Source organism: Klenkia sesuvii, assembly GCF_037083825.1.
Classification (GTDB): domain Bacteria; phylum Actinomycetota; class Actinomycetes; order Mycobacteriales; family Geodermatophilaceae; genus Klenkia; species Klenkia sesuvii.
Map to the genome: position 1 here is coordinate 176,172 of NZ_JBAPLU010000005.1, position 19,955 is coordinate 196,126.

At 72.5% G+C, this 19,955-nt stretch carries 18 protein-coding genes; 12 read left to right on the forward strand and 6 right to left on the reverse strand.

Annotated features, from left to right (window positions below; translation table 11 throughout):
• Positions 1–20 precede the first annotated feature (20 nt).
• Positions 21–287, reverse strand: coding sequence for an HhH-GDP family DNA glycosylase (locus TEK04_RS07070; RefSeq protein WP_336403619.1), 267 nt, complete (start codon positions 285–287; stop codon positions 21–23).
• Between the two features lie 435 nt (positions 288–722).
• Here TEK04_RS07070 and TEK04_RS07075 point away from each other — a divergent pair, with 435 nt between their 5' ends.
• The 7 genes from TEK04_RS07075 to TEK04_RS07105 all read left to right on the forward strand — a co-directional run bounded on the left by TEK04_RS07075 (position 723) and on the right by TEK04_RS07105 (position 7,172).
• Positions 723–1,814, forward strand: coding sequence for an ABC transporter ATP-binding protein (locus tag TEK04_RS07075; protein WP_336403620.1), 1,092 nt, complete (start codon positions 723–725; stop codon positions 1,812–1,814).
• A complete protein-coding gene (locus TEK04_RS07080; protein ID WP_336403621.1) occupies positions 1,814–2,452 on the forward strand; it encodes an ABC transporter permease in 639 nt (212 codons plus the stop codon). Before TEK04_RS07075 ends, TEK04_RS07080 begins: the two co-directional genes overlap by 1 nt.
• Positions 2,449–3,180 carry an ABC transporter permease gene (locus TEK04_RS07085; protein WP_336403622.1) on the forward strand — a complete coding sequence of 244 codons (732 nt, stop codon included), beginning with the start codon at positions 2,449–2,451 and terminating at the stop codon, positions 3,178–3,180. The genes TEK04_RS07080 and TEK04_RS07085 overlap by 4 nt, the downstream gene beginning before the upstream one ends.
• Complete coding sequence (locus TEK04_RS07090) at positions 3,177–4,118, forward strand: ABC transporter substrate-binding protein (protein WP_336403623.1); 942 nt, start codon at positions 3,177–3,179, stop codon at positions 4,116–4,118. The genes TEK04_RS07085 and TEK04_RS07090 overlap by 4 nt, the downstream gene beginning before the upstream one ends.
• Positions 4,119–4,164: 46 nt before the next feature.
• Positions 4,165–5,607, forward strand: coding sequence for an aromatic amino acid lyase (locus TEK04_RS07095; RefSeq protein ID WP_336403624.1), 1,443 nt, complete (start codon positions 4,165–4,167; stop codon positions 5,605–5,607).
• Positions 5,604–6,140 (forward strand): MarR family winged helix-turn-helix transcriptional regulator, encoded by a 537-nt coding sequence (locus tag TEK04_RS07100; RefSeq protein WP_336403625.1) that lies wholly within the window; start codon positions 5,604–5,606, stop codon positions 6,138–6,140. Before TEK04_RS07095 ends, TEK04_RS07100 begins: the two co-directional genes overlap by 4 nt.
• A gap of 498 nt (positions 6,141–6,638) precedes the next feature.
• A complete protein-coding gene (locus TEK04_RS07105) occupies positions 6,639–7,172 on the forward strand; it encodes a DUF421 domain-containing protein (RefSeq protein WP_336403626.1) in 534 nt (177 codons plus the stop codon).
• Positions 7,173–7,175: 3 nt separating this feature from the next.
• Here TEK04_RS07105 and TEK04_RS07110 read toward each other — a convergent pair whose 3' ends face one another.
• The gene (locus TEK04_RS07110) at positions 7,176–7,658 is read right to left on the reverse strand and encodes a hemerythrin domain-containing protein (RefSeq protein ID WP_336403627.1); all 483 of its coding nucleotides are present in this window, start codon (positions 7,656–7,658) and stop codon (positions 7,176–7,178) included.
• The gene (locus tag TEK04_RS07115; RefSeq protein WP_336403628.1) at positions 7,655–8,593 is read right to left on the reverse strand and encodes a Rieske (2Fe-2S) protein; all 939 of its coding nucleotides are present in this window, start codon (positions 8,591–8,593) and stop codon (positions 7,655–7,657) included. The genes TEK04_RS07110 and TEK04_RS07115 overlap by 4 nt, the downstream gene beginning before the upstream one ends.
• Positions 8,594–8,699: 106 nt before the next feature.
• On the opposite strand from TEK04_RS07115, the gene dtd reads away from it, so the two are divergent.
• Positions 8,700–9,131: a D-aminoacyl-tRNA deacylase gene (gene dtd, locus TEK04_RS07120; protein ID WP_336403629.1), complete on the forward strand. Its 432-nt coding sequence runs from the start codon at positions 8,700–8,702 to the stop codon at positions 9,129–9,131.
• A 250-nt stretch (positions 9,132–9,381) separates the two neighbouring features.
• The gene (gene sigB, locus TEK04_RS07125) at positions 9,382–10,365 is read left to right on the forward strand and encodes an RNA polymerase sigma factor SigB (protein WP_336403630.1); all 984 of its coding nucleotides are present in this window, start codon (positions 9,382–9,384) and stop codon (positions 10,363–10,365) included.
• Between the two features lie 157 nt (positions 10,366–10,522).
• On the opposite strand, the gene TEK04_RS07130 is transcribed toward sigB, so the two are convergent.
• Both TEK04_RS07130 and TEK04_RS07135 read right to left on the reverse strand, forming a co-directional pair.
• On the reverse strand, positions 10,523–13,204 hold the full coding sequence (locus TEK04_RS07130; protein WP_336403631.1) for a bifunctional acetate--CoA ligase family protein/GNAT family N-acetyltransferase: 2,682 nt from the start codon (positions 13,202–13,204) through the stop codon (positions 10,523–10,525).
• Positions 13,197–14,381 (reverse strand): acetoin utilization protein AcuC, encoded by a 1,185-nt coding sequence (locus TEK04_RS07135; RefSeq protein WP_336403632.1) that lies wholly within the window; start codon positions 14,379–14,381, stop codon positions 13,197–13,199. Before TEK04_RS07135 ends, TEK04_RS07130 begins: the two co-directional genes overlap by 8 nt.
• 135 nt (positions 14,382–14,516) lie before the next feature.
• On the opposite strand from TEK04_RS07135, the gene TEK04_RS07140 reads away from it, so the two are divergent.
• Positions 14,517–15,212 (forward strand): iron-dependent transcriptional repressor DtxR, encoded by a 696-nt coding sequence (locus TEK04_RS07140; protein ID WP_336403633.1) that lies wholly within the window; start codon positions 14,517–14,519, stop codon positions 15,210–15,212.
• A gap of 49 nt (positions 15,213–15,261) precedes the next feature.
• Positions 15,262–17,358 carry an alpha/beta fold hydrolase gene (locus TEK04_RS07145; RefSeq protein WP_336403634.1) on the forward strand — a complete coding sequence of 699 codons (2,097 nt, stop codon included), beginning with the start codon at positions 15,262–15,264 and terminating at the stop codon, positions 17,356–17,358.
• On the opposite strand, the gene TEK04_RS07150 is transcribed toward TEK04_RS07145, so the two are convergent.
• The gene (locus TEK04_RS07150) at positions 17,338–18,486 is read right to left on the reverse strand and encodes a DUF4192 domain-containing protein (protein WP_336403635.1); all 1,149 of its coding nucleotides are present in this window, start codon (positions 18,484–18,486) and stop codon (positions 17,338–17,340) included. The two genes, TEK04_RS07145 and TEK04_RS07150, sit on opposite strands and share 21 nt — an antisense overlap.
• Before the next feature lie 287 nt (positions 18,487–18,773).
• On the opposite strand from TEK04_RS07150, the gene TEK04_RS07155 reads away from it, so the two are divergent.
• Positions 18,774–19,853, forward strand: a complete 1,080-nt coding sequence (locus tag TEK04_RS07155; protein ID WP_336403636.1) for an IS110 family RNA-guided transposase — start codon at positions 18,774–18,776, stop codon at positions 19,851–19,853.
• Positions 19,854–19,955: the final 102 nt, after the last annotated feature.

Below are 19,955 nucleotides of genomic sequence, written 5' to 3' on the forward strand. Positions count from 1 at the left end.
GCGTGGCGGGAAATCCCGTTTCAGCTGGTCTTCTTCGCCTTGGCCGCTTTGGACTCCTGCTTGTACGCGCGCACTTCGGCGAGGCTGGTCGGGTCGACGACGTCGGCCACGGACCGCCGGGCGCCCTCGTCGCCGTAGTCCCCGGCGGCCTCGCGCCAGCCGGGTGGGGTGACGCCGTACTGCTTGCCGAGCAGGGCGACCAGGATCGTGGCCTTCTGCGCGCCGAAGCCGGGCAGCTCACCGACGCGCTTCAGCAGGGTCGCGCCGTCGGGCGCGTCGGCCCACACCTGCTCGGCCCGGCCGTCCGAGACCCCCCATCGATGCGCACCGGAACTACGCCGTCACGAGTCGCTTGAATGGCTCCCCATGGATGAGCAACGTGCGAGGGGGCGGCCCCCAACGGCCGACCGGTCGTCGAGCGCGCCCTTGCTCTGCTGAGCGCCTTCGACACGGAACACCCAGTGTTGGTCTAGCCGAGCGCCGACGGCTTCGTAGGCGAGCTCCGGCCAACAGGTTCATGCACCTCCGGCCGCGGCCGTCCTCCCTGTAGAGCTTGAGACCAGATAGCGATCTACCACACAAAAGGCGTTGACAAGCGCAATCGTTGCGGTCCACCATGATTCCACGGTGGGATCGGCGTCAGCCCTCACCAGCCAGATAGCGGCCAGGGAGGCAGCGTGGGCACAAGGCCCCAATCGAGTACACGGAGCACCCAGACACGGGTGAGCACGACGCCGACAGCGACCGTCACCTTTGAAGGTGTCAGCAAGACCTATGCCGATGGCACCATCGCCGTCGACAACCTGGACCTCGTGTGTCCGGCCGGAAAGATCACGGTGTTCGTCGGACCGTCCGGCTGCGGCAAGACCACGTCTCTCCGCATGATCAACCGGATGATCACCCCGTCCGCAGGACGGGTACTCCTGGCCGACCAGGACGTCTCATTCCTCGACGCTGCCGCCTTGCGGCGTCAGATGGGGTACGTCATCCAAAGTGCCGGCTTGTTCCCGCACCGCACCATCGAGGACAACATCGGGACGGTTCCCGTCCTGCTGGGAAGCTCACGTCGCCAGGCACGTCAGCAAGCAGCCGACCTCATGGCCCGCGTCGGGTTGGATCCCTCGATGGCCCGCCGCTACCCCTACCAGCTCTCCGGGGGTCAGCAGCAACGAGTCGGCGTCGCCCGGGCGCTGGCCGCCGATCCACCCGTGCTGTTGATGGACGAGCCCTTCTCCGCAGTCGACCCCATGGTCCGCCACGACCTGCAGCTGGAGCTCCTGCGTCTGCAGACCGAGATCGGCAAGACCATCGTGTTCGTCACCCACGACATCGACGAGGCCGTCACCCTCGGCGATCAGATCGCGGTGTTCCAGCGTGGCGGCCACCTGACCCAGGTAGCCGGACCCGAGACACTGCTGGCCGAGCCGGCAGATGCGTTCGTCGATGACTTCATGGGCACCGACAAGGGAGTCAAATGGTTGTCCTTCATCGCCGCCGACGACGTTCCCCTCCACCAGGAAGGGGTGACCCCGGCCGGCCATCCGGTCGCCGTCGACCACGAGCGGTGGCAGCTGGTCGTCGACGACGAGCAGCGCCCGACCGGCTGGGTCGCCCCCGGGGAGACGAGTGAGCAGCTTCGCGCCTGTCGCCGCACCTTTCGTCCTGACCGTGACCAAATCAGAGCCGCACTGGATTCGGCGCTGCTGTCGCCGGCTGGGCTCGCCGTCGCCGTCGACTCAGAAGACCGAGTGCTTGGCCTCGCCAGCCACGCTGACCTCGCGACCAGCATTCGCGCAGCACGGACTCAGCGCTGATGGACTGGAACTGGGCTATTCGGAACTCCGGCCGCATCGCCGAGCTCCTTGGGACCCACGTGCTCATCAGCATGGTTCCCGTTGTCCTCGGGCTACTGCTGGCCGTGCCGCTGGGCGTCGCGTGCGTCCGGTGGCCCCGCGTCTACGCGCCGGTGCTGGCGGTGAGCACCGCGTTCTTCGCCGTACCGTCACTGGCGCTGTTCGTGCTGATCATCCCGTGGACCGGGCTGACCGTAAGCACCGCGATCATCCCACTCACGGTTTACGCCGTCTCCCTCCTGGTGCGCAACGTCGTCGACGGCATCCGAGCCGTGGACGAGTCAACCCGGCAGGCTGCCACGGCAATGGGTCTGTCGACCGTGCGCAGGCTGGTGACCGTCGAGCTGCCGATTGCCACACCCGTCATCCTCGGCGGACTGAGGGTCACCTCGGTGGCCAGCATCGGGATGGTCGCTGTGGTGTCGGTGATCGGCATCCCTTCGCTGGGGGACCTGTTCATCGACGGCACACAGCGGTTCTTCGCCACGCCCATCATCGTCGGCATCGTCCTGACCGCAGGCTTGGCACTGGTCATTGACCTGCTCCTGGTGGTCGTGCAGCGATCCCTGACGCCGTGGGCTCGGCGGAGGCCGGCATGAGCATCCTCGGCAGCATCCTCGCGTGGTTCGGGGACGCCTCGAACTGGTCAGGGCCCAACGGCATCCCGACCCGCATAGCCGAGCATGTGGGCTACTCGGCATTGGCCATGCTCATCGCGGCCGCCATCGCCGTCCCCCTCGGGCTGGTGCTGGGCCACCTGCACCGCGGGGAGGTCGTGGTGCTCTCCCTCGCCAACGCCATCCGGGCACTGCCAACCCTCGGCCTGTTGACCCTGGTGGTCATCCTGAGCGGGATTGGCCTGCTCCCCCCGCTCATCGCCCTCGTCGTGATGGCCGTCCCCCCGATGCTGGTCAACAGCTTCGAGAGCGTCCGCAACGTCGACCCGCTGCTCGTCGACGGCGCCCGCGGCATGGGCCTCACCTCCCGCCAGGTCCTCTGGCGAGTCGAGGTGCCGGCGAGTCTGCCGCTCATCCTGCTCGGAGTACGGCTGGCGGCCATCCAGGTGGTGTCCGCAGCGACCATCGCCGCCTACGTCGGTCTGGGCGGCCTCGGCCGGTACATCTTCGACGGGTTGAGCCTCCGTCAGTACGACACGGTCGCCGGGGGCGCTGTCCTGGCCGCCCTGCTGGCCATCTTCACCGAGGCGCTGCTGCTGGGGATCAGCTCCAGCGTCGTGTCCCCCGGGGTCGCGCGACGGCCCCGACCCTTCCAAGCCCTGGGCAACCGAGCCCGGAGAACCACCGAACCGCGAGAGGTCCGTCGATGAAGATCAAGACCCCGGTTGTCCTGGCCGCGGCCAGCAGCCTCCTGCTCCTGACCGCGTGCGGCTCGGGTGGGGACAACCCCCTGGACTCCGGGAGCAGCGTCGGAGAGGGCACCATCGTGGTGGGATCCCAGAGCTTCCCCGAGAGTTCACTGCTGGGTGAGGTGTACGCGCAGGCGCTGGAAGGCGCCGGCTACAGCGTCGAACGGTCGGACAACATCGGCGCCCGCGAGGTCCTCTACGACCAGGTCGCCAGCTGCGACATCGACGTCACCCCGGAGTACAACGGTGCGCTCCTGGCCTACCTGCGGGCCGGGACCGGTGAGACCGACCAGGCGCCGGCCGTCACGACCGAGGAGGTCGACGCTGCCCTCGCCGAGGAGCTACCCGACCAGCTCACGGTCCTCGACTCCTCCTCCGCCCAGGACAACAACGCGATCGTCGTCACCGACGACACCGCTACCACGTACGACCTGTCCACCATCGCCGACCTCGCCCCCGTGGCCGGGGACTTCGTCTTCGGGGGACCCCCTGAGTTCGAGACCCGGCAGGACGGCATCGTCGGCATGAGCCAGAACTACGGCGTCAACTTCGCGGAGTACCGCGTACTGGACTACTCCGGCCCGATCACCATCACCGCACTGCAGGACGGTGACATCCAGGCAGCCTTGCTCTTCTCCAGCAGCCCGGAGATCGACGAGAGCGGATTCAAGGTCCTGGAGGACCCCGACTCGGTGCTGGGCGTCAACAACATCATCCCCTTGGGATGCTCGGACTCCCTCGACGAAGGGGCGCGCGATGTCCTCAACGAGGTAAGCGGAGCACTGACCACCGAGCAGCTCGTGGCGATGAACCGCTCCTACATTCTTGACCGGGACGACGTCGGTCAGGTCGCTACCTCCTTCCTGGAGGACAACGACATCGCAGCCGGGTCCAACTGAGCCTGGGCTCCCTGCCCCGAATTTCATAGCCACGCCTGGAGTTCTCGTGACCGTTCACGTGCGCACATCAGCCGACATCGATCTGGAAACCTTCAGGCGCGTCGCTTGGGGCAGGGAGCACATCGCTCTCGACCCGGAGCTACTGGCGCAGGTAGAGGCCTGGCGACAGGAGTTCCTGGCCTTGGTGCAGACCCTCGAGGGGATGCCCATCTACGGCGTGAGCGTCCATGCCGGCGACGGCTCCAACCGGGTGCTGACCGAAGCGGACCGTGCCAGCTACGCCACGGGCCTCAACAGCGCCACGTCCTTCGGCGCAGCACTGCCCGAGGAGGTGGTCCGCGGGATGGTGTTGGCCCGTCTGGGTAGCTTCGTCGACGGCAGCGGTGGCGTCAGCGCAGAGCTCGCACAGCACGTCGCCGATCTGCTCGCTCGACCCCTGCCTCGTGTTCCCGTGGACGGCACCGCCGGCTCGGGAGAGATCCAGCCTCTGGGTCACCTGTTCGCGTCGGTGCCGGGCAACATGGCGCTCGGAGCCGGAGAGGCCATGGCGCTCGTCAACGGATCCCCGTGCGCCGGTGCGCTCACCGCACACCGCGCCATCCGCATGGAGGCAGTTCTGCAGGCTGCCCTACCGGTAATCACCCTGGCGGTCGATGCACTGGACGCCCCGGAGGGCCACACCGATCCGGCCCTCGGGCAAGTGTGGGCCAACCCGAGCGAGGCGGACGCCGTACTCGAGATGGGGCGCGCACTGGGCAGTGACCACCCGCGTCGGACCCACCAAGCCAAGGTGAGCGTCCGCATCCTGCCGCGCTGCATTGCCGCAGCCAACGACGCGCTGGACTACCTCACCACGGTTGCCGACAGCGCCCTGAGGCACCCCGGTGACAACCCCGCCTTCATCCCGGCGAAGCCTGGCGAGGCGGCCCGTGTGGTGTCCAACGGCAGCTTCCACAACCAACGATCCGTGGTCGCCATCGACACCGCAGCCCGCACCGTGGCTGACCTCGTGCAGCTGGGACAGCATCTACTGCACGCGATCTACCTCGACAACGAGGTCCTGCCGCGGCAGGACAACCTTGCGCTGGGGACCTCCTACATGCCTGCTGCGGCGTGGAGCGAAGAGGCGCGAGCGTTGGCCACCCCGTCGCTGCTGTCCTTCGCCGCGGTGGGCCAGAACGACGTACCCAACCCGTTGTTCGCCGCGTGGCGCAAGGCCACTGAGATCGACCGGTGCCTGCTGGCCCAGGTCAGCCTGCTGGGCGCCATGGCTTCCCAGGCCTTCGCGACCAACGAGCGCCAGCCCGCACCAGCCCTCCAGCCGACCCTCCAGTTCATCCAAGACCACTTCGCACCCGTCACCACACGCCGTGATGTCGGTACGGACTTCGACCGGCTACTCGCCGCCCTCGTCGCGCGGGTCGACACCGACTGCGGCACCCAGCGGGCCAGTCGGGAGCAGGGGCGACTCGTGCCCACGCCGGCATGAACAAGCCCGCGGTGGCGGCACACGACATCATGATGTCCGTGCGCACCCCTTCCCACCTGCGCTTGCTGGATGAGGTCGGCTTTCTACTGTCAAGGGTCGCCGCCACGACGGTCGCCTCGGTCAACGACGAACTGGCCGACCTGGACATCCGCGTTCGCGAGTACTCCGTACTCTCACTGGCCTCCGACCTGGGCGGTGTCAGCCAACGGCAGCTGGCGGCACTGCTGGGAATGGATCCCAGCCGAGTCGTCCCGCTCGTCCTGCGGCTGGAGCAGAGGGGACTGATCAACCGGTCCCCGCATCCTCAGGATCGACGTCTGAACGTCGTGTCCCTCACGGTGGAGGGAACCGCTCTGCTCCGGGCGGGACAGGAAGCCGCCGCACGGGGTGAGCGGGCGGCCATGTCCGAGCTCTCCGAATCCGACCTCCAACTCATCCGTTCGATGCTGCAGAAGCTGGCCCTCAACCACAATCCTGAACTCACCGTTCCCGAGGGAACGCCGCTCGAAGCTCGGGACGTCACGCCGTCGTGAGGTAGCGCGAGCCGGGGCTGCGGGAGCCGTCATCAGAGACCGAGTTCCCGCCCCGGGTCTTGTGGAGCGGGCCAGTTCGCCGTGCTGTTCGACTGGCACGCCCCCACGGTGCACAGGTGCCTCGCCCGCAGGGTCGGCGACCTGACCGATGACCCGCTGAGCGAGGCCCTTCTGGTGGCCTCCCGCCGGCGCATGGACCACCGGCACGTCCACGCCGAGATCCAACCGTGGCTGCTGGGCATCGCGACCCGCCTCATCCAGGGCCACCGCCGCACCGAGGAAGGGACTCGCGGCCCAGCAGGTCGTCGGCGGCGGGGTCCTGGGCGATGCGGACGGTCGGCACCGCCGAAGTGTGCACCACCCTCGTGGGGTGGGGCCGACCGGATCCCGTCCCCTACCCGGCCGTCCCGCCGGGGATCGCCGGGAGGACGCTGGGTCGGTCGTCGCGGCGCGCCCCCTCCGGTCCGCCGCCCGCACCACCACCCCGGAGGTCACCCCGTGGACCAGACCCAGTTCCTCGTCGACGGCTGGGAGCCCGTCCTGCGGATCCTGCTCGTCGGCACCCTCGGCTACGTGTGGCTGGCCTTGCTGCTGCGCGGCACCGGTCCCCGCAACATGGCCAAGATGACGCCCTTCGACTTCATCATCACGGTGACCCTTGGGTCGGCGTTCGGCCGGGTCATCACGGCCTCGGAGGTGTCGCTGGTCGAGGCGGTGGTCACCTTCTCCCTGCTGGTGGCCCTGCAGTGGCTGTTCGCGGCCGGTCGCGCGCGGTGGCCGCGTTTCCAGGCCCTGGTCGATCCCGGCCCGACCCTGCTCTTCCACGACGGGCGACCGGTGGGCCGCGCGCTGCGCCGGCACCGGATGATCGAGTCCGACCTGCACTCGGCGGCCCGGGAGAACGGCTACGGCTCGCTGGAGGACGTCGCGGCGGTGGTCCTGCAGGCCGACGGGACCCTCGCGGTGATCGGCGCCAGCACGATGGGTGACGGCTCCTCGGTGCACCCCTTCACCGGCACGCGCGAGGACTAGGGGTCACACCAGGCGCAGCACCGTGTGCTTGAGCCGGACCATCCACCGCATCGCACCGGACCGGGCCAGCTCGGCCTGCCGGTCCTGCAGCTGCTGGCCGAGCTCCTCGAGGCGGTCCTCGCCGAGGGTGTGGGCCTGCGGGAACATCTCGGCCTCCTCCTCGGCCGCGTGGTGCCGCAGCGTGGCCTCCAGCATGCGCACCTCGACCAGGAACTCCGGGTCGTCCACCGGGGTGCGCATCACGGTGGCCAGCTGGTCGTCGATCTGGCGGTGCTCGGCGTGCGCGACCGAGAGCAGCGGAGACACCTCCGAGACCGCGGGGTAGAAGATCTCGTCCTCGATCTGGGTGTGCACCTCGACCTCCCGCAGGAATTCCGCCCGCAGGTGGCGGCGCCGGTCGAGCTGGCCGTCGGTGGTCTCCCGCAGCTGCCCGAGCAGGCCGCGCAGGACGTCGTGGTGCGCGATGAGCACCTCGTCGGCCTTCATCGTGATGCCTCCTCGGCGGTCGTGAGGGCGGTCGCGGTGCGGCGGGGCACGCGACGGCGCACCTCCACCCGGCCGTCGCGGGTCCGGACGTCGAAGCAGGGCAGGGACGCCGTCGACGGGCCCTGCGCCGGTTCGCCGGTGGCCAGGTCGAACCGGGAGCCGTGCCATGGGCACACCAGCTCGCCGCGGTGCAACCAGCCCTCGCCGAGCGGACCCCCCAGGTGCGGACAGCTGCCGGCGACGGCGTGCACCGCGCCGTCCTCGGCCACGAGCACGACGGGGACGCCGTCGACGTCGACCGGGTGCGGCACGCCCTCGGTGAGGTCGGCCTGCTCGGCGACGGCGGTGAAGGTGCGCGGCTCGGCCGTGCGGACGGCGTGGTCGCCCCCGATGCCGAGGCGGTGGGCCAGCGTCCCGCCGAGGTGGCCGCTGGCGACCGTCAGCAGGTAGCCCGTCGCCGCGCTGACACGGGCGCGGGTCGCCCGGCCGCGTGACCGGTCGGCCAGCGACCAGCCGTAGAGCCCCAGGGCGGCGCCGTTCAGCGCGGCGTGCACCATCCCCACCCGCCGGGCGGCGTCGTGGGTGTGCTGCCAGTCGGTGAGCCCGGTGGCCGCCGCGGCCGCGGCGCCGACCACCCCGACCCGCACCCCCATCCGGGCCGCCTGGCCCACACCCGGGCCGCCGCGACCCGCGGCGTCGAGCCCGTCGAGGACCAGGGCGGTGCTCCACGCACCGATGGGCACGGCCACCAGCGCCGGGTGCAGCGGGTGCCCCAGCCACACCCCGTGCAACGCGTCCTGCAGCGGCCGGGCCCAGCGCCCGGTGAGCAGGAAGGTCAGGGAGATGCCGTGCTCCACCTGGTAGCCGGGGGCGTCCAGCAGCTCCCACCGCTCGACGGCGGCGGTGGCGCGCTCGAGCAGGCTGCGGACGCTCACCGGGTCAGCTCTCGTCGTCCCATCGCTGGCCGGTGCCCGGTCGCGGGGAGGCCGAACCGTCCGCTGGTCAGCGTCCCGGATCAGCGCGGTGGGGCACCATCACGGGGTGCGCGCAGTGGTGAGCCGGGTCGGCAGGGCGTCGGTGGTCGTCGACGGTGCCGTGGTCGGTGCGGTGGGCCGAGGCCTGCTGGCCCTGGTCGGGGTGACCCACGGCGACGGCCCGCCCGAGGCGCGCGACCTGGCCCGCAAGATCCACGAGCTGCGGGTCTTCCCGGGTGAGGACGGCGAGCGGTCGGCGGCCGACCTCGGCCTGCCCGTGCTGGTGGTCAGCCAGTTCACGCTGTACGGCGACACGCGGAAGGGCCGCCGTCCCTCGTGGGGGTCCGCCGCCCCGGGTCCTGCGGCCGAGCCCCTGGTCGAGGAGGTCGTGGCCGCGCTGCGGGCCCGCGGAGCCACCGTCGCCACCGGGGTGTTCGGTGCGTCCATGCAGGTGGAAAGCGTGAACGACGGCCCGTTCACACTGCTGCTGGAGGTCTGAACCACACCGCTGTGGTTCGCCGGGCCGGCCCGGGGTACCCGCGAACCTGTCGAATCGCTGTGTGACGGATCGAGCAGGAACACGGGAGGTGGTCCCGACCGTTGTGCACGACGTACCACACGGGATGGCACATCCCGCGGAAGGGGCCCCGACCGGTGATCCCGGCGAGTCCCCGCCCCGACGACGCCCGGGTGCGCGGCCGGCACGACAGGCAGCCATCCGACCCCAGAGGCAAGGACGAAGACTCACCGTGACGCTGACGCAGTCCTCCCCCACCGACACCCTGAGCGTGCGCGCGCCCCGTCGCACCCCCGACACCAGCGGGCTGGTGTCCACCGACCTGGTGCGCGTCTACCTCAACACGATCGGCAAGACCGCCCTGCTGACCGCCGAGCAGGAGGTCGAGCTCGCCAAGCGCATCGAGGCCGGGCTGTACGCCGGCCGGCTGCTGGCCGAGAAGAAGCTCACCCCCGCGGTCAAGCGCGACTACGGGCTGCTCGTCGCCGACGGCAAGGCCGCCAAGGCCCACCTGCTGGAGGCCAACCTGCGCCTCGTGGTGTCGGTCGCCAAGCGCTACACCGGCCACGGCATGACGTTCCTGGACCTCATCCAGGAGGGCAACGTCGGCCTCATCCGCGCGGTCGAGAAGTTCGACTACACCAAGGGCTTCAAGTTCTCGACCTACGCCACCTGGTGGATCCGGCAGGCGATCACCCGCGCCATGGCCGACAGCGGGCGCACCATCCGGCTGCCCGTCCACCTGGCCGAGCAGGTCAACAAGGTGGTGCGCACCCGCCGGCGGCTGCACCAGGAGCTGGAGCGCGAGCCCACCGCCGAGGAGCTCGGCCTCGAGCTGGACATGACCGAGGAGCGGGTCACCGAGCTGCTCGAGCACAGCCGCGACCTGGTCTCCCTGGACCAGACCGTCGGTGCCGACGAGGAGTCCCGGCTGGGCGACTTCATCGAGGACACCGACGCCGCGGTCGCCGAGGACGCCGTCGCCTTCCAGATGATGAAGGGTGACGTGCGCACCGTGCTGGGCACGCTGGAGGACCGCGAGCGCGACGTCGTCGTGCTGCGCTTCGGCCTCGACGGCAACCAGCCCCGCACGCTCGAGCAGATCGGCAAGCAGTTCGGTCTCTCCCGCGAGCGGGTGCGTCAGATCGAGCGCGAGACGATGAGCAAGCTGCGCTCGCCCGAGCGGGCCGACGCCCTGCGCGACTACCTGGCCTGACAGAAGGACCCCGCCGCCCCCCCCACCACCACGAGCTCCGCTCGCGTCGGGTCCCTGCGACGGGGCCAACTGCTGGCCCGCACCGGCGAACCCTGGCGGGGGAACTCCGTCCCCCGCACCAGGGCCGCCGACGGGCTTCGCCCGGTACGTAGGTGATTCAGGCGGTGAACATCCGCCGGGGGCCGGGGTCGACCCGGGCCGTCGGCGGACCCACCCGCACGGCGGCGCCGGCCACCACCAGCGACCGGCCGCCGTGCCACGGGTTCGGCGGGCCCACGATCACCGGCTCCAGCGAGAGCGCGAGCACCTCGGGCAGGTCGTCGGCCAGCCGGGCGATGCGCAGCAGCAGCTGCTCGACGGCCTCGACGTCGACCCGCTCGGCACCGCGGTAGCCGTCCAGCAGCGGCCACGCCCGGATCTCCCGCACCATCTCGCGGGCGTCGGTGTCGGTGACCGGGAGGGTGCGCAGCGCCCGGTCACCGAGCAGGTCGGAGGCGAAACCGCCCACCCCGAAGCTGACCAGCGCGCCGAACGAGGGGTCGTCGAGCACCTCGACGACGACGGTGACGCCGGGCGCGGCCATCTCCTGCACGATCACCGGGTCGTCGGCGGGGATGGCGGCGAACCCGGCGCGGACGTCGTCGGCGTCGCGCAGGTCCAGCCGCGTCCCCCCGAGGTCGGCGCGGTGCCGCAGCCACGGCGCGGTGGACTTCAGCACGACCGGGTAGCCGACCTCCTCGGCCGCGAGCACGGCGGCCTCGGCGTCGTCGGCCCGCCGGGTGCGCAGCAGCGGGACCCCGTAGGCGCCCAGCAGCGCGATGACCTCGTCGTCGGTCAGCTCACGACCGCCGTCGGCCAGCGCGGCCTCGATGACCGCCCGGGCGGCGGGCTCGTCGACGTCGTCGAGCTCGGGCACGGTGCCGGCGGGGCGCCGCCGCCAGGCCGCGTACTCGGCCACCCTGGCCAGCGCGATGACCGCCCGCTCGGGCGTGGAGAACGACGGCACGGATCCGCGCGCCGGCATGCCGTCCTCACCGCGCACCACCAGGACGTCGGGGATGCCGTCGGCGGACAGGAAGTTGGCGACCAGCGGCTTCTCCGCGCCGGCCGAGACCTCGCGCAGCACGCGCCCGAACGGTTCGGCGTCGTGGGCCAGCGCCGGGAGGTACACCGCCACGACGGCGTCGACCCGCTCGTCGGCCAGGGTGGCCTCGAGCGCGGCGCGGAACTCCTCGGGCGGGGCGGCGGTGCCGATGTCGACCGGGCGCTCGTGGGCCAGCTGCAGGCCCTGCTCCAGCACCGCGTCGGCCACCAGCACCCCGACCGCGGTGGAGTTGCCGACGACGGCCACGCGGTGCCCGCCGGGCAGCGGCTGGTGGGCCAGCAGGGTGCCGACGTCGAACAGCTCGGCCAGCGTCTGCACGCGGATGACCCCGGCGGAGGCGAACAGCGCGGCCACCGAGTCCTCGGGCACGGTCACGCTGGTGCCGGCCAGGCCCGCGGTCATGCCGACGTGCCGGCCGCTCTTCACCGCGACGACCGGCTTGTCGCGACCCACCCGGCGGGCCAGCCGGGCGAACTTGCGCGGGTTGCCGAAGCTCTCCAGGTGCAGCAGCACCACCTCGGTGCCCGGGTCCGTGGCCCAGTACTGCAGCATGTCGTTGCCGCTGACGTCGGCCCGGTTGCCGGCCGACACGAAGCTGGACAGCCCGATGCCGCGGTCGCTGGCGCGCTCCAGCAGCATCACGCCCAGGGCCCCCGACTGCGCGAAGAACCCCATGCGGCCCCGGCCCGGCACCCGCGGGGCGAGGCTGGCGTTGAGGTTGACCGCGGGGTCGGTGTTGACCAGGCCGAGGCAGTTGGGGCCCACCACCCGCATGCCCGAGGCGCGGGCCGCGGCGACGAACGCGCGCTCGGCCTCCCGGCCCTCGGGCCCGGTCTCGCCGAACCCGCCGGAGATGACCACCAGCCCCTTGACCCGCTTGCGGCGGCAGGCCTCGACCACCCCGGGCACCTCGGCGGCCGGGACGGCGAGGACGGCGAGGTCGACGTCGTCGGGGATGTCCTCGATGGTGGCGTGCGCGGGGACCCCGGCCACGTGCCGCACGGTGGGGTTGACCGGGTAGAGGGGGCCGGCGAAGCCCTGGTCGAGCAGGTGCCGCAGCACCGCGTGCCCGATCTTCGTGCGGTCGTTGCTGGCCCCGACGACCGCGACCGAGGTGGGGTTGAGCAGCCGGCCGATCGAGCGGGACTCGCTGCGCTGCTCACGCTCGTAGGTGACCGCCAACGCCTGCTCGGTGGGCGCGATCGGGAAGGTGAGGTGGACGACGCCGTCCTCGTAGGACCGCCGGGCCTCGTACCCGGCGTCGAGGAAGACGCGCACCATCCCGGAGTTCTGGCTGAGCACCTCGGCGACGAACCGGGTGATGCCGCGCTCGCGTGCCGCGGCGGCCAGGTGCTCCAGGAGCACCGACCCCAGACCGCGGCGCTGGTGGGCGTCCTCGACGAGGAAGGCGACCTCGGCGTCGTCGGTGCCCGGGTAGCGGTCGTAGCGGCCCACGCCGATGAGCACGTCGCCGAGCAGGACGACGAAGGCCACCCGCGAGTCGTGGTCGACGTGGGTGAAGCGGTGCAGGTCCTTGTCGCTCAACCGCTTCATGGGGCCGAAGAAGCGGTAGTAGCGGGTCTGGTCGGAGCTGCGCTCCATCAGCCCCTGCAGGCCGTCGGCGTCCTCGGGGGTGATGGGGCGCAGGTGCACGGTGCCGCCGTCGGCGGCGACGACGTCGGCCTCCCACCCGGGCGGCGGCGTCGGGGCGACCGTCTCCTCGGGGCTAGTCACGGGGGTCGTCGGGGTCGAGGCCGAAGAGGGGGTAGGCCGCGGTGCGGGTGCGCGAGATGGCGCGGTCGACGCGGTTCTCGGTGAAGGGGTCCCAGCGGGCGAAGCCGGTCCAACCACCCTCGGTCATCGACCCCGGCGGCTCGGTGCGCAGGCCCTGGGAGAGCACGTCGCGGGCCCAGGAGTCTGGGACGGCGGTGCCCGGGGCCACCGGCGTGCCGGCGGCCTCGGCGATGAGGTGGGTCCAGGCGCGCGGGACGCAGCGCACCAGCCCGTAGCCGCCCCCGCCCAGGGTGAGCCAGCGTCCCTCGCTGACCTCGTGGGCCAGCTCGTGCATGGCCTTGTAGGCCGCGCGCTGGCCGTCGACGGTCAGCCCGAGGTCGGCCATCGGGTCCTCGTGGTGGGTGTCGCAGCCGCACTGGGTGACCAGGATCTGCGGTGCGAACGCCCGCACCACCCCGGGCACGACGGCGTGGAAGGCGCGCAGCCACCCCGAGTCGTCGGTGCCGTTGGGCAGGGCCAGGTTGACCGCCGAACCGGGCGCCCGGTCCGGGTCGCCGGTCTCCTCGGCGTAGCCGGTGCCCGGGAAGAGGGTGAGCGGGGTCTGGTGGATGCTCACCGTCAGCACCCGCGGGTCGCTCCAGAACGCGGCCTGCACGCCGTCGCCGTGGTGCACGTCGAGGTCGACGTAGGCGATGCGCTCGTAGCCCTGGGCCAGCAACCAGGCGATGGCGATGGCGGCGTCGTTGAACACGCAGAAGCCGCTGGCGGCGTCGCGCATCGCGTGGTGCATGCCGCCGGCGATGTTCACCGCGTGCTGCGCCCTGCCCTCGTGGATCAGCCGGGCGGCGGTGACCGACCCCCCGGCGATCAGCGCGGAGGACTCGTAGATGCCGTCGAAGACCGGGTTGTCGGTGGTGCCCAACCCGTGCCCGACGCCGGTGGGGTCGCCGGGGGCGCGGCGGACGGCGTCGAGGTAGGCGGGGTCGTGCACCAGGGTGAGCAGGTCCTCGCCGGCGGTCTGCGGGCGCACCACCTCGACGCGGGGGCCCGACAGGACGCCGAGGGTGTCGGCCAGGCGCATCGTGAGGTCCAGCCGCACCGGGTGCATGGGATGGTCCCCGCCCCAGGTGTAGCCGAGGTAGGCGTCGTCCCAGACGACGCTGACGGCATCGCTCACGACGTGCTCTGCGGGGTCGGCCTCATCGCCTGATCACAGGGGCGACGGTACCGCTCGGCGCGCTCCGTCGCGCCCGTGAGCAGTGGCGCCGCCCCCGTATCGTGGAGCGCAGACCCCTGCACCGAGGAGCCTGTTGTGAACGACCTCATCGACACCACCGAGATGTACCTCCGCACGATCTTCGAGCTGGAGGAGGAGGGCATCACGCCGCTGCGCGCCCGCATCGCCGAGCGCCTGCACCAGAGCGGGCCCACGGTGAGCCAGACCGTCGCCCGCATGGAGCGCGACGGTCTGCTGTCGGTGGAGGGTGACCGCCACCTCGCGCTCTCCGAGGAGGGCCGCGCCCTGGCCACGGCGGTGATGCGCAAGCACCGCCTGGCCGAGTGCCTGCTGGTCGACGTCATCGGCCTGGACTACGCCGACGTGCACGAGGAGGCCTGCCGCTGGGAGCACGTGATGAGCGAGGCCGTCGAGCGCAAGCTGCTCACGCTGCTCGGCAACCCGCAGGTCTCCCCCTTCGGCAACCCGATCCCCGGGTTGGCCGCGCTGGGGGCGACCACCAGCGCCCAGCCCGACGCGCTCACCCTGTTGTCCACCGCGGCCACCCCCGAGGGCGCCCCGGTCGTGGTGCGCCGTATCAGCGAGCAGCTGCAGGAGCACCAGGACCTCCTGCGGTCGCTGGCCGAGCAGGGCGTGCGCCCGGGGTCGACGGTGCAGGCCACGCTGGTCAACGGCTCGGTGACCATCGACGGCACGGCCCTGCCCCCCGGCGTGGCCCAGCACGTGTTCGTCTCCGCGGCCGAGGAGCCGGTGCCGGCTGCCGCCGGCTGACCCGCGAAGTCCTTCGCCCGGCTCACGATGTGCGCACTAGGCTGGGACGGTGACCCAGCCTCCGCACGACGCACCGGTCGACGCACCCACCGGGATGGCCGACGAGATCGCCGCCCAGCCGCTCGGGGGCGGGTCCCCCTTCGGCCGGCAGGCCGACGTGATGGCACTGCCCCGGCTCTCGGGGTTGGCGCTGTCGGCCGACGGCCGTCGTCTGGTCACCTCGGTGGCCACCCTCTCCCCCGACCGCACCAGCTGGCGCACCGCGCTCTGGGAGCTGGACCCCGCCGGTGAGCGCGAGGCCCGTCGGCTGACCCGCAGCAGCCCGGGCGAGTCCGCGCCGGTCTTCGCCCCCGACGGCACCCTGCTGTTCACCTCGGCCCGCCCCGACCCCGACGCGACCAAGGACGCCGGGGAACCGGAGGCGGCGCTGTGGGCGCTGGACGCCGGGGGTGGCGAGGCGCGCCTGGTGGCGGCCCGCCGTCACGGCATCAGCGGGGTGACCGTCGCCGCCGACACCGGTGACCTCGTGGTGGTGGCCTCGACCGTCCCGGGCGCCGTCGACGACGAGGCCGACGCCGTGCGGCGCACGGCCCGCAAGGACGCCGGGGTGACGGCGATCCTGCACGAGAGCTACCCGGTGCGGTTCTGGGACCACGACCTCGGCCCGGCCGTGCCGCACGCCTTCTCCGTGGGCCCGGTGCCCGCCGACGGCGCCCAGGTCACCTGGCGCGACCTGACCCCCGACGCCGGTCCGCCGAACGGGTCGGGCTCCGACGTGGCCCTCTCCCCCGACGGTCGGTGGCTGGCCCGCAGCGAGGAGGTGCCCGACGGCCCCGCCTCCTGGCGCCACCGGCTCGTGGTCACCGCGGTGGCCACCGGGGAGACCCTGGTGCTGGTCGACGACGAGGCCGCCGACGTCGGCTCCCCGGCGTGGTCGCCGGACTCGGCCCGGTTGGTCTGCGTCCGCGAGTCGGTGACCACCCAGGAGGAGCCGCCGGACTACACGCTGCTGCTGGTGGACGTCGCCGCCGGCACCAGCAGCGACCTGACCGCGGGGTTCGACCGCTGGCCCTCGGCGCCGCAGTTCGCCGCCGACGGCGGGGGCGTCTACTTCCTCGCCGACGACGACGGCCGGCACGCGGTGTTCCGGGTGGTGCCGGGTGAGGCCCCGGTGCGGCTGACCCGCGACGGCGCCTACTCCGACCTGCAGGTCGCCCGCGACGGGACGGCGCTGTACGCGCTGCGCTCGGCCTTCGACCACCCCGCGGCGCCGGTGCGGCTGGACCCGCGGGCGGTCGACCAGCAGCCCGACCCGCTGCCCAACCCGGGCACCGTGCCCGCCCTGCCCGGCACGCTGCGCGAGCTGCGGGCCACCGCGGCCGACGGCGTCGAGGTGCAGTCGTGGCTCGTGCTGCCCGAGGGCGCATCGGCCGAGTCGCCCGCCCCGTTGCTGCTGTGGATCCACGGCGGGCCGCTGATGAGCTGGAACTCCTGGTCGTGGCGGTGGCTGCCGTGGGTGATGGCCGCGCACGGCTACGCGGTGCTGCTGCCCAACCCGGCGCTGTCGCAGGGCTTCGGGCAGGACTTCGTCCGCCGCGGCTGGGGCAGCTGGGGCGGCGCGCCCTACACCGACCTCATGACCGCCACCGACGCCGCGGTCGAGCTGCCCGAGGTCGACGGCTCGCGCACGGCCGTGATGGGCGGGTCGTTCGGCGGCTACATGGCCAACTGGGTAGCCACCCACACCGACCGGTTCGACGCGGTCGTCACCCACGCGAGCCTGTGGCACCTCGACGGCTTCATCGGAGCCACGGATGCCGCGTACTACTGGGAGAAGGAGTTCGGCGACCCGCTGACCTCCCCCGGCCGCTACGAGCAGAACTCGCCGCACCGCTACGCCGACGCGATCACCACGCCGGTGCTGGTCATCCACGGCGACAAGGACTACCGGGTACCGATCGGTGAGGGCCTGCGGCTCTGGTACGACCTGCAGAAGCGCGGGGTGCCCGCCAAGTTCCTCTACTTCCCCGACGAGAACCACTGGGTGCTCACCCCCGGCAACGCGACGGTCTGGTACGAGACGGTGCTGGCCTTCCTCGCCGAGCACGTGCTCGGTGAGGCCTGGTCACGCCCCGAGCTGCTCTGAGCCGGCTGCAGCGGCGCGGGTCAGCAGGTCGGCGACCACCGCAGGGGGCAGGCCGCTGCTCAGCGACTGCCGCAGCAGCTGGGCCAGGGTGCAGCTGGGCCGTGACGCCTGCGCGCGGTCCAGCGCGAGCGCGGCGGTGACGCCGTCGCCGCGGGCGTAGGCCGTGGCGGCCAGCAGGACGGCGGGCGTGGCGTCCAGCGGCGGGGGCAGCCGGCGCAGCAGGCCGGTCCACAGCGCCTCGGCGGCCGGTGCGTCGGCGCCGGCCCCCAGTCCGAGGGCGCGGTCGCGGACCTCGGTGGCGGTCACCGCCCAGGCCACCCGGGCGGCCTCGACATCGGTCAGGGCCGCCCGGGACCCTGGCCGGTGCCGGGCGACGGCGTCCTGCACGCAGTGCCACGACCGGGCGAGCAGCTCGTCCCACCCCTCCCGCCGCAGGGTCTCGGCCTGGTGGGCACCCACCTCGGCGCAGGCGCCGACCATCCCCGGGGGGAGGTCGGCCGGCGCCGCGAGCCGGCCGACCAGCTCGGAGCGGTCGGTGACCAGCACCCGACCGGTCAGCACCGCGGCGGCGGCGAGCTCGCTGGTGCCACCGGGCAACGGACAGCCCGCGGCGGGGTCGCAGCAGGGGTCCGGGCAGTCGTAGTCCCAGCACCGCTGCGCGCGCACCAGCCAGGCCCCCAGGAGCGGCACCCCGGCCCCCGCCAGTACGCGGGTCACCGCGTGCAGCACGTCGCGCCCGGGGAGGTCGGCCCCGGCGCGCAGCAGGCGGAGCTCGACCGGGCCCAGGTCGTCGAGGCGGTGCTCGACCAGCGCGGCGAGGTCCGCGACCGGCACGTCGGGCGCCTCGGTCACCACGAACGCCGCCACCGCCGCCGGCCGGGACGGCGCCAGCCGGGACACCACCTCGGTGGCCAGCAGCGGCGCGTCGTCCGGGCCGGGCAGGTCGACGCGCAGGGTCATCCCCACCCGTCGCTCGTCGCTGCCGGTGAGCGCCAGCAGGACGAGCGACTCGACCGGCGGGAACCCGAGCAGGTGCGGCAGGGCCGCAGCCAGCTCGGGCCCGCCGGCGAGGTGCACGGCGGGGTGGACGGCGGGGTGGACGGCGGGGGGATCTGCGTGGTGGCCCATGACCGGCACCCTGCCGCCCCGGCCGGCCTCCCGGGGCCCGCCGGCCGGGGTTGTGGACCGCGGTCGGCGATGTGGACGACGGCCGGCGCGGTGTCACCCCCGGGTGCTAGGGGCGGGTGGCTCAGACGGTATGAGGCGACCAGGCGGAGCTGATCGCTGATCGGGGTTGTGGGACGGGGCCTCGCTCCCGCAGGTTCGTGGGTTGCCGGGCAGAAGCAGCTGTCTGGCCTATCCGACATGCGTGGGAGGCCCCGATGGGTGCAGAGCGTACGAGTGTGGGACTGGACGTGCACGCACGTTCGGTCTCGGCGGCAGCGATCGATGCGGTGACCGGTGAGCTGGTCAAGGCGCGCCTGTCGCCGGGCAGCGAGCCGGTGCTTGCGTGGCTGGCCGAGCTGCCTGGGCCGGTGGCGGTGGCCTACGAGGCCGGGCCGACCGGGTTCGGGTTGGCCCGGGCGCTGATCGCGGCCGGGATCGGGTGCACGGTCGCGGCTCCGTCGAAGATCATCCGCCCGGCTGGGGATCGGGTGAAGACCGACGAGCGGGACGCGGTGCTGCTGGCCCGGTTGCTGCGCCTGGATGAGCTGACGCCGGTGCGGGTGCCCACCCCGGCGCAGGAGTCCGCGCGGGACCTGGTGCGGGCCCGCGAGGACGCCCGCGGGGACCTGATGCGGGTGCGGCACCGGGTCTCCAAGCTGCTGCTGCGCCACGGGCAGGTCTACACCGACGGCGGGGCCTGGACGATCAAGCACGAACAGTGGCTCAAGGCCCGCCACCTGGACGGGGCCGGCACCCGGGCTGCCTTCGACGCCGACTTCGAGGCCATGATCATGACCCGCGATCGACGCGACCGGCTGGACGAGGCGATCGCCGTCCTGGCCGTCGACAGCGAGTTCACCGGCATCACCCGCGCCCTGTGCTGCCTGCGTGGGGTCTCCACCCTCACCGGGTTCGCGTTGGCCGTGGAGATCGGTGACTGGACCCGGTTCACCGGGGCCAGCATCGGCGCCTACCTGGGGCTGGTCCCCGGCGAGCACTCCTCCGGCGCCAGCCGACGGTTGGGGCCGATCACCAAGACCGGCAACAGCCACGCCCGCCGACTGCTGGTCGAAGCCGCCTGGCACCACAAGCCCACCTACCGACCCGGACCCACCCTGCGCGCCCGCTGGGACCAGGCCACCCCCGCCGCCCGGGCCCGTGGACACGCCGGCAACCAGCGACTGCACGACCGATGGGTCGGCCTAGCGCTGCGCCACAAGACCCACACCGTGGCCTGCGTGGCCATCGCCCGCGAACTGGCCGGCTGGTGCTGGTCACTGGCCACACTCGACCCCGCCAGCAACCCGGAGCCGACCGTGGCGACCTGACCTCCACCGGGGACACAGACCTGGCCCAGACCACCGACAGCGGGCAGCAGCGCGAGGGGCCCCACCGGCGTTTCGACTGTGAGCCACCACCACCCACCGCAC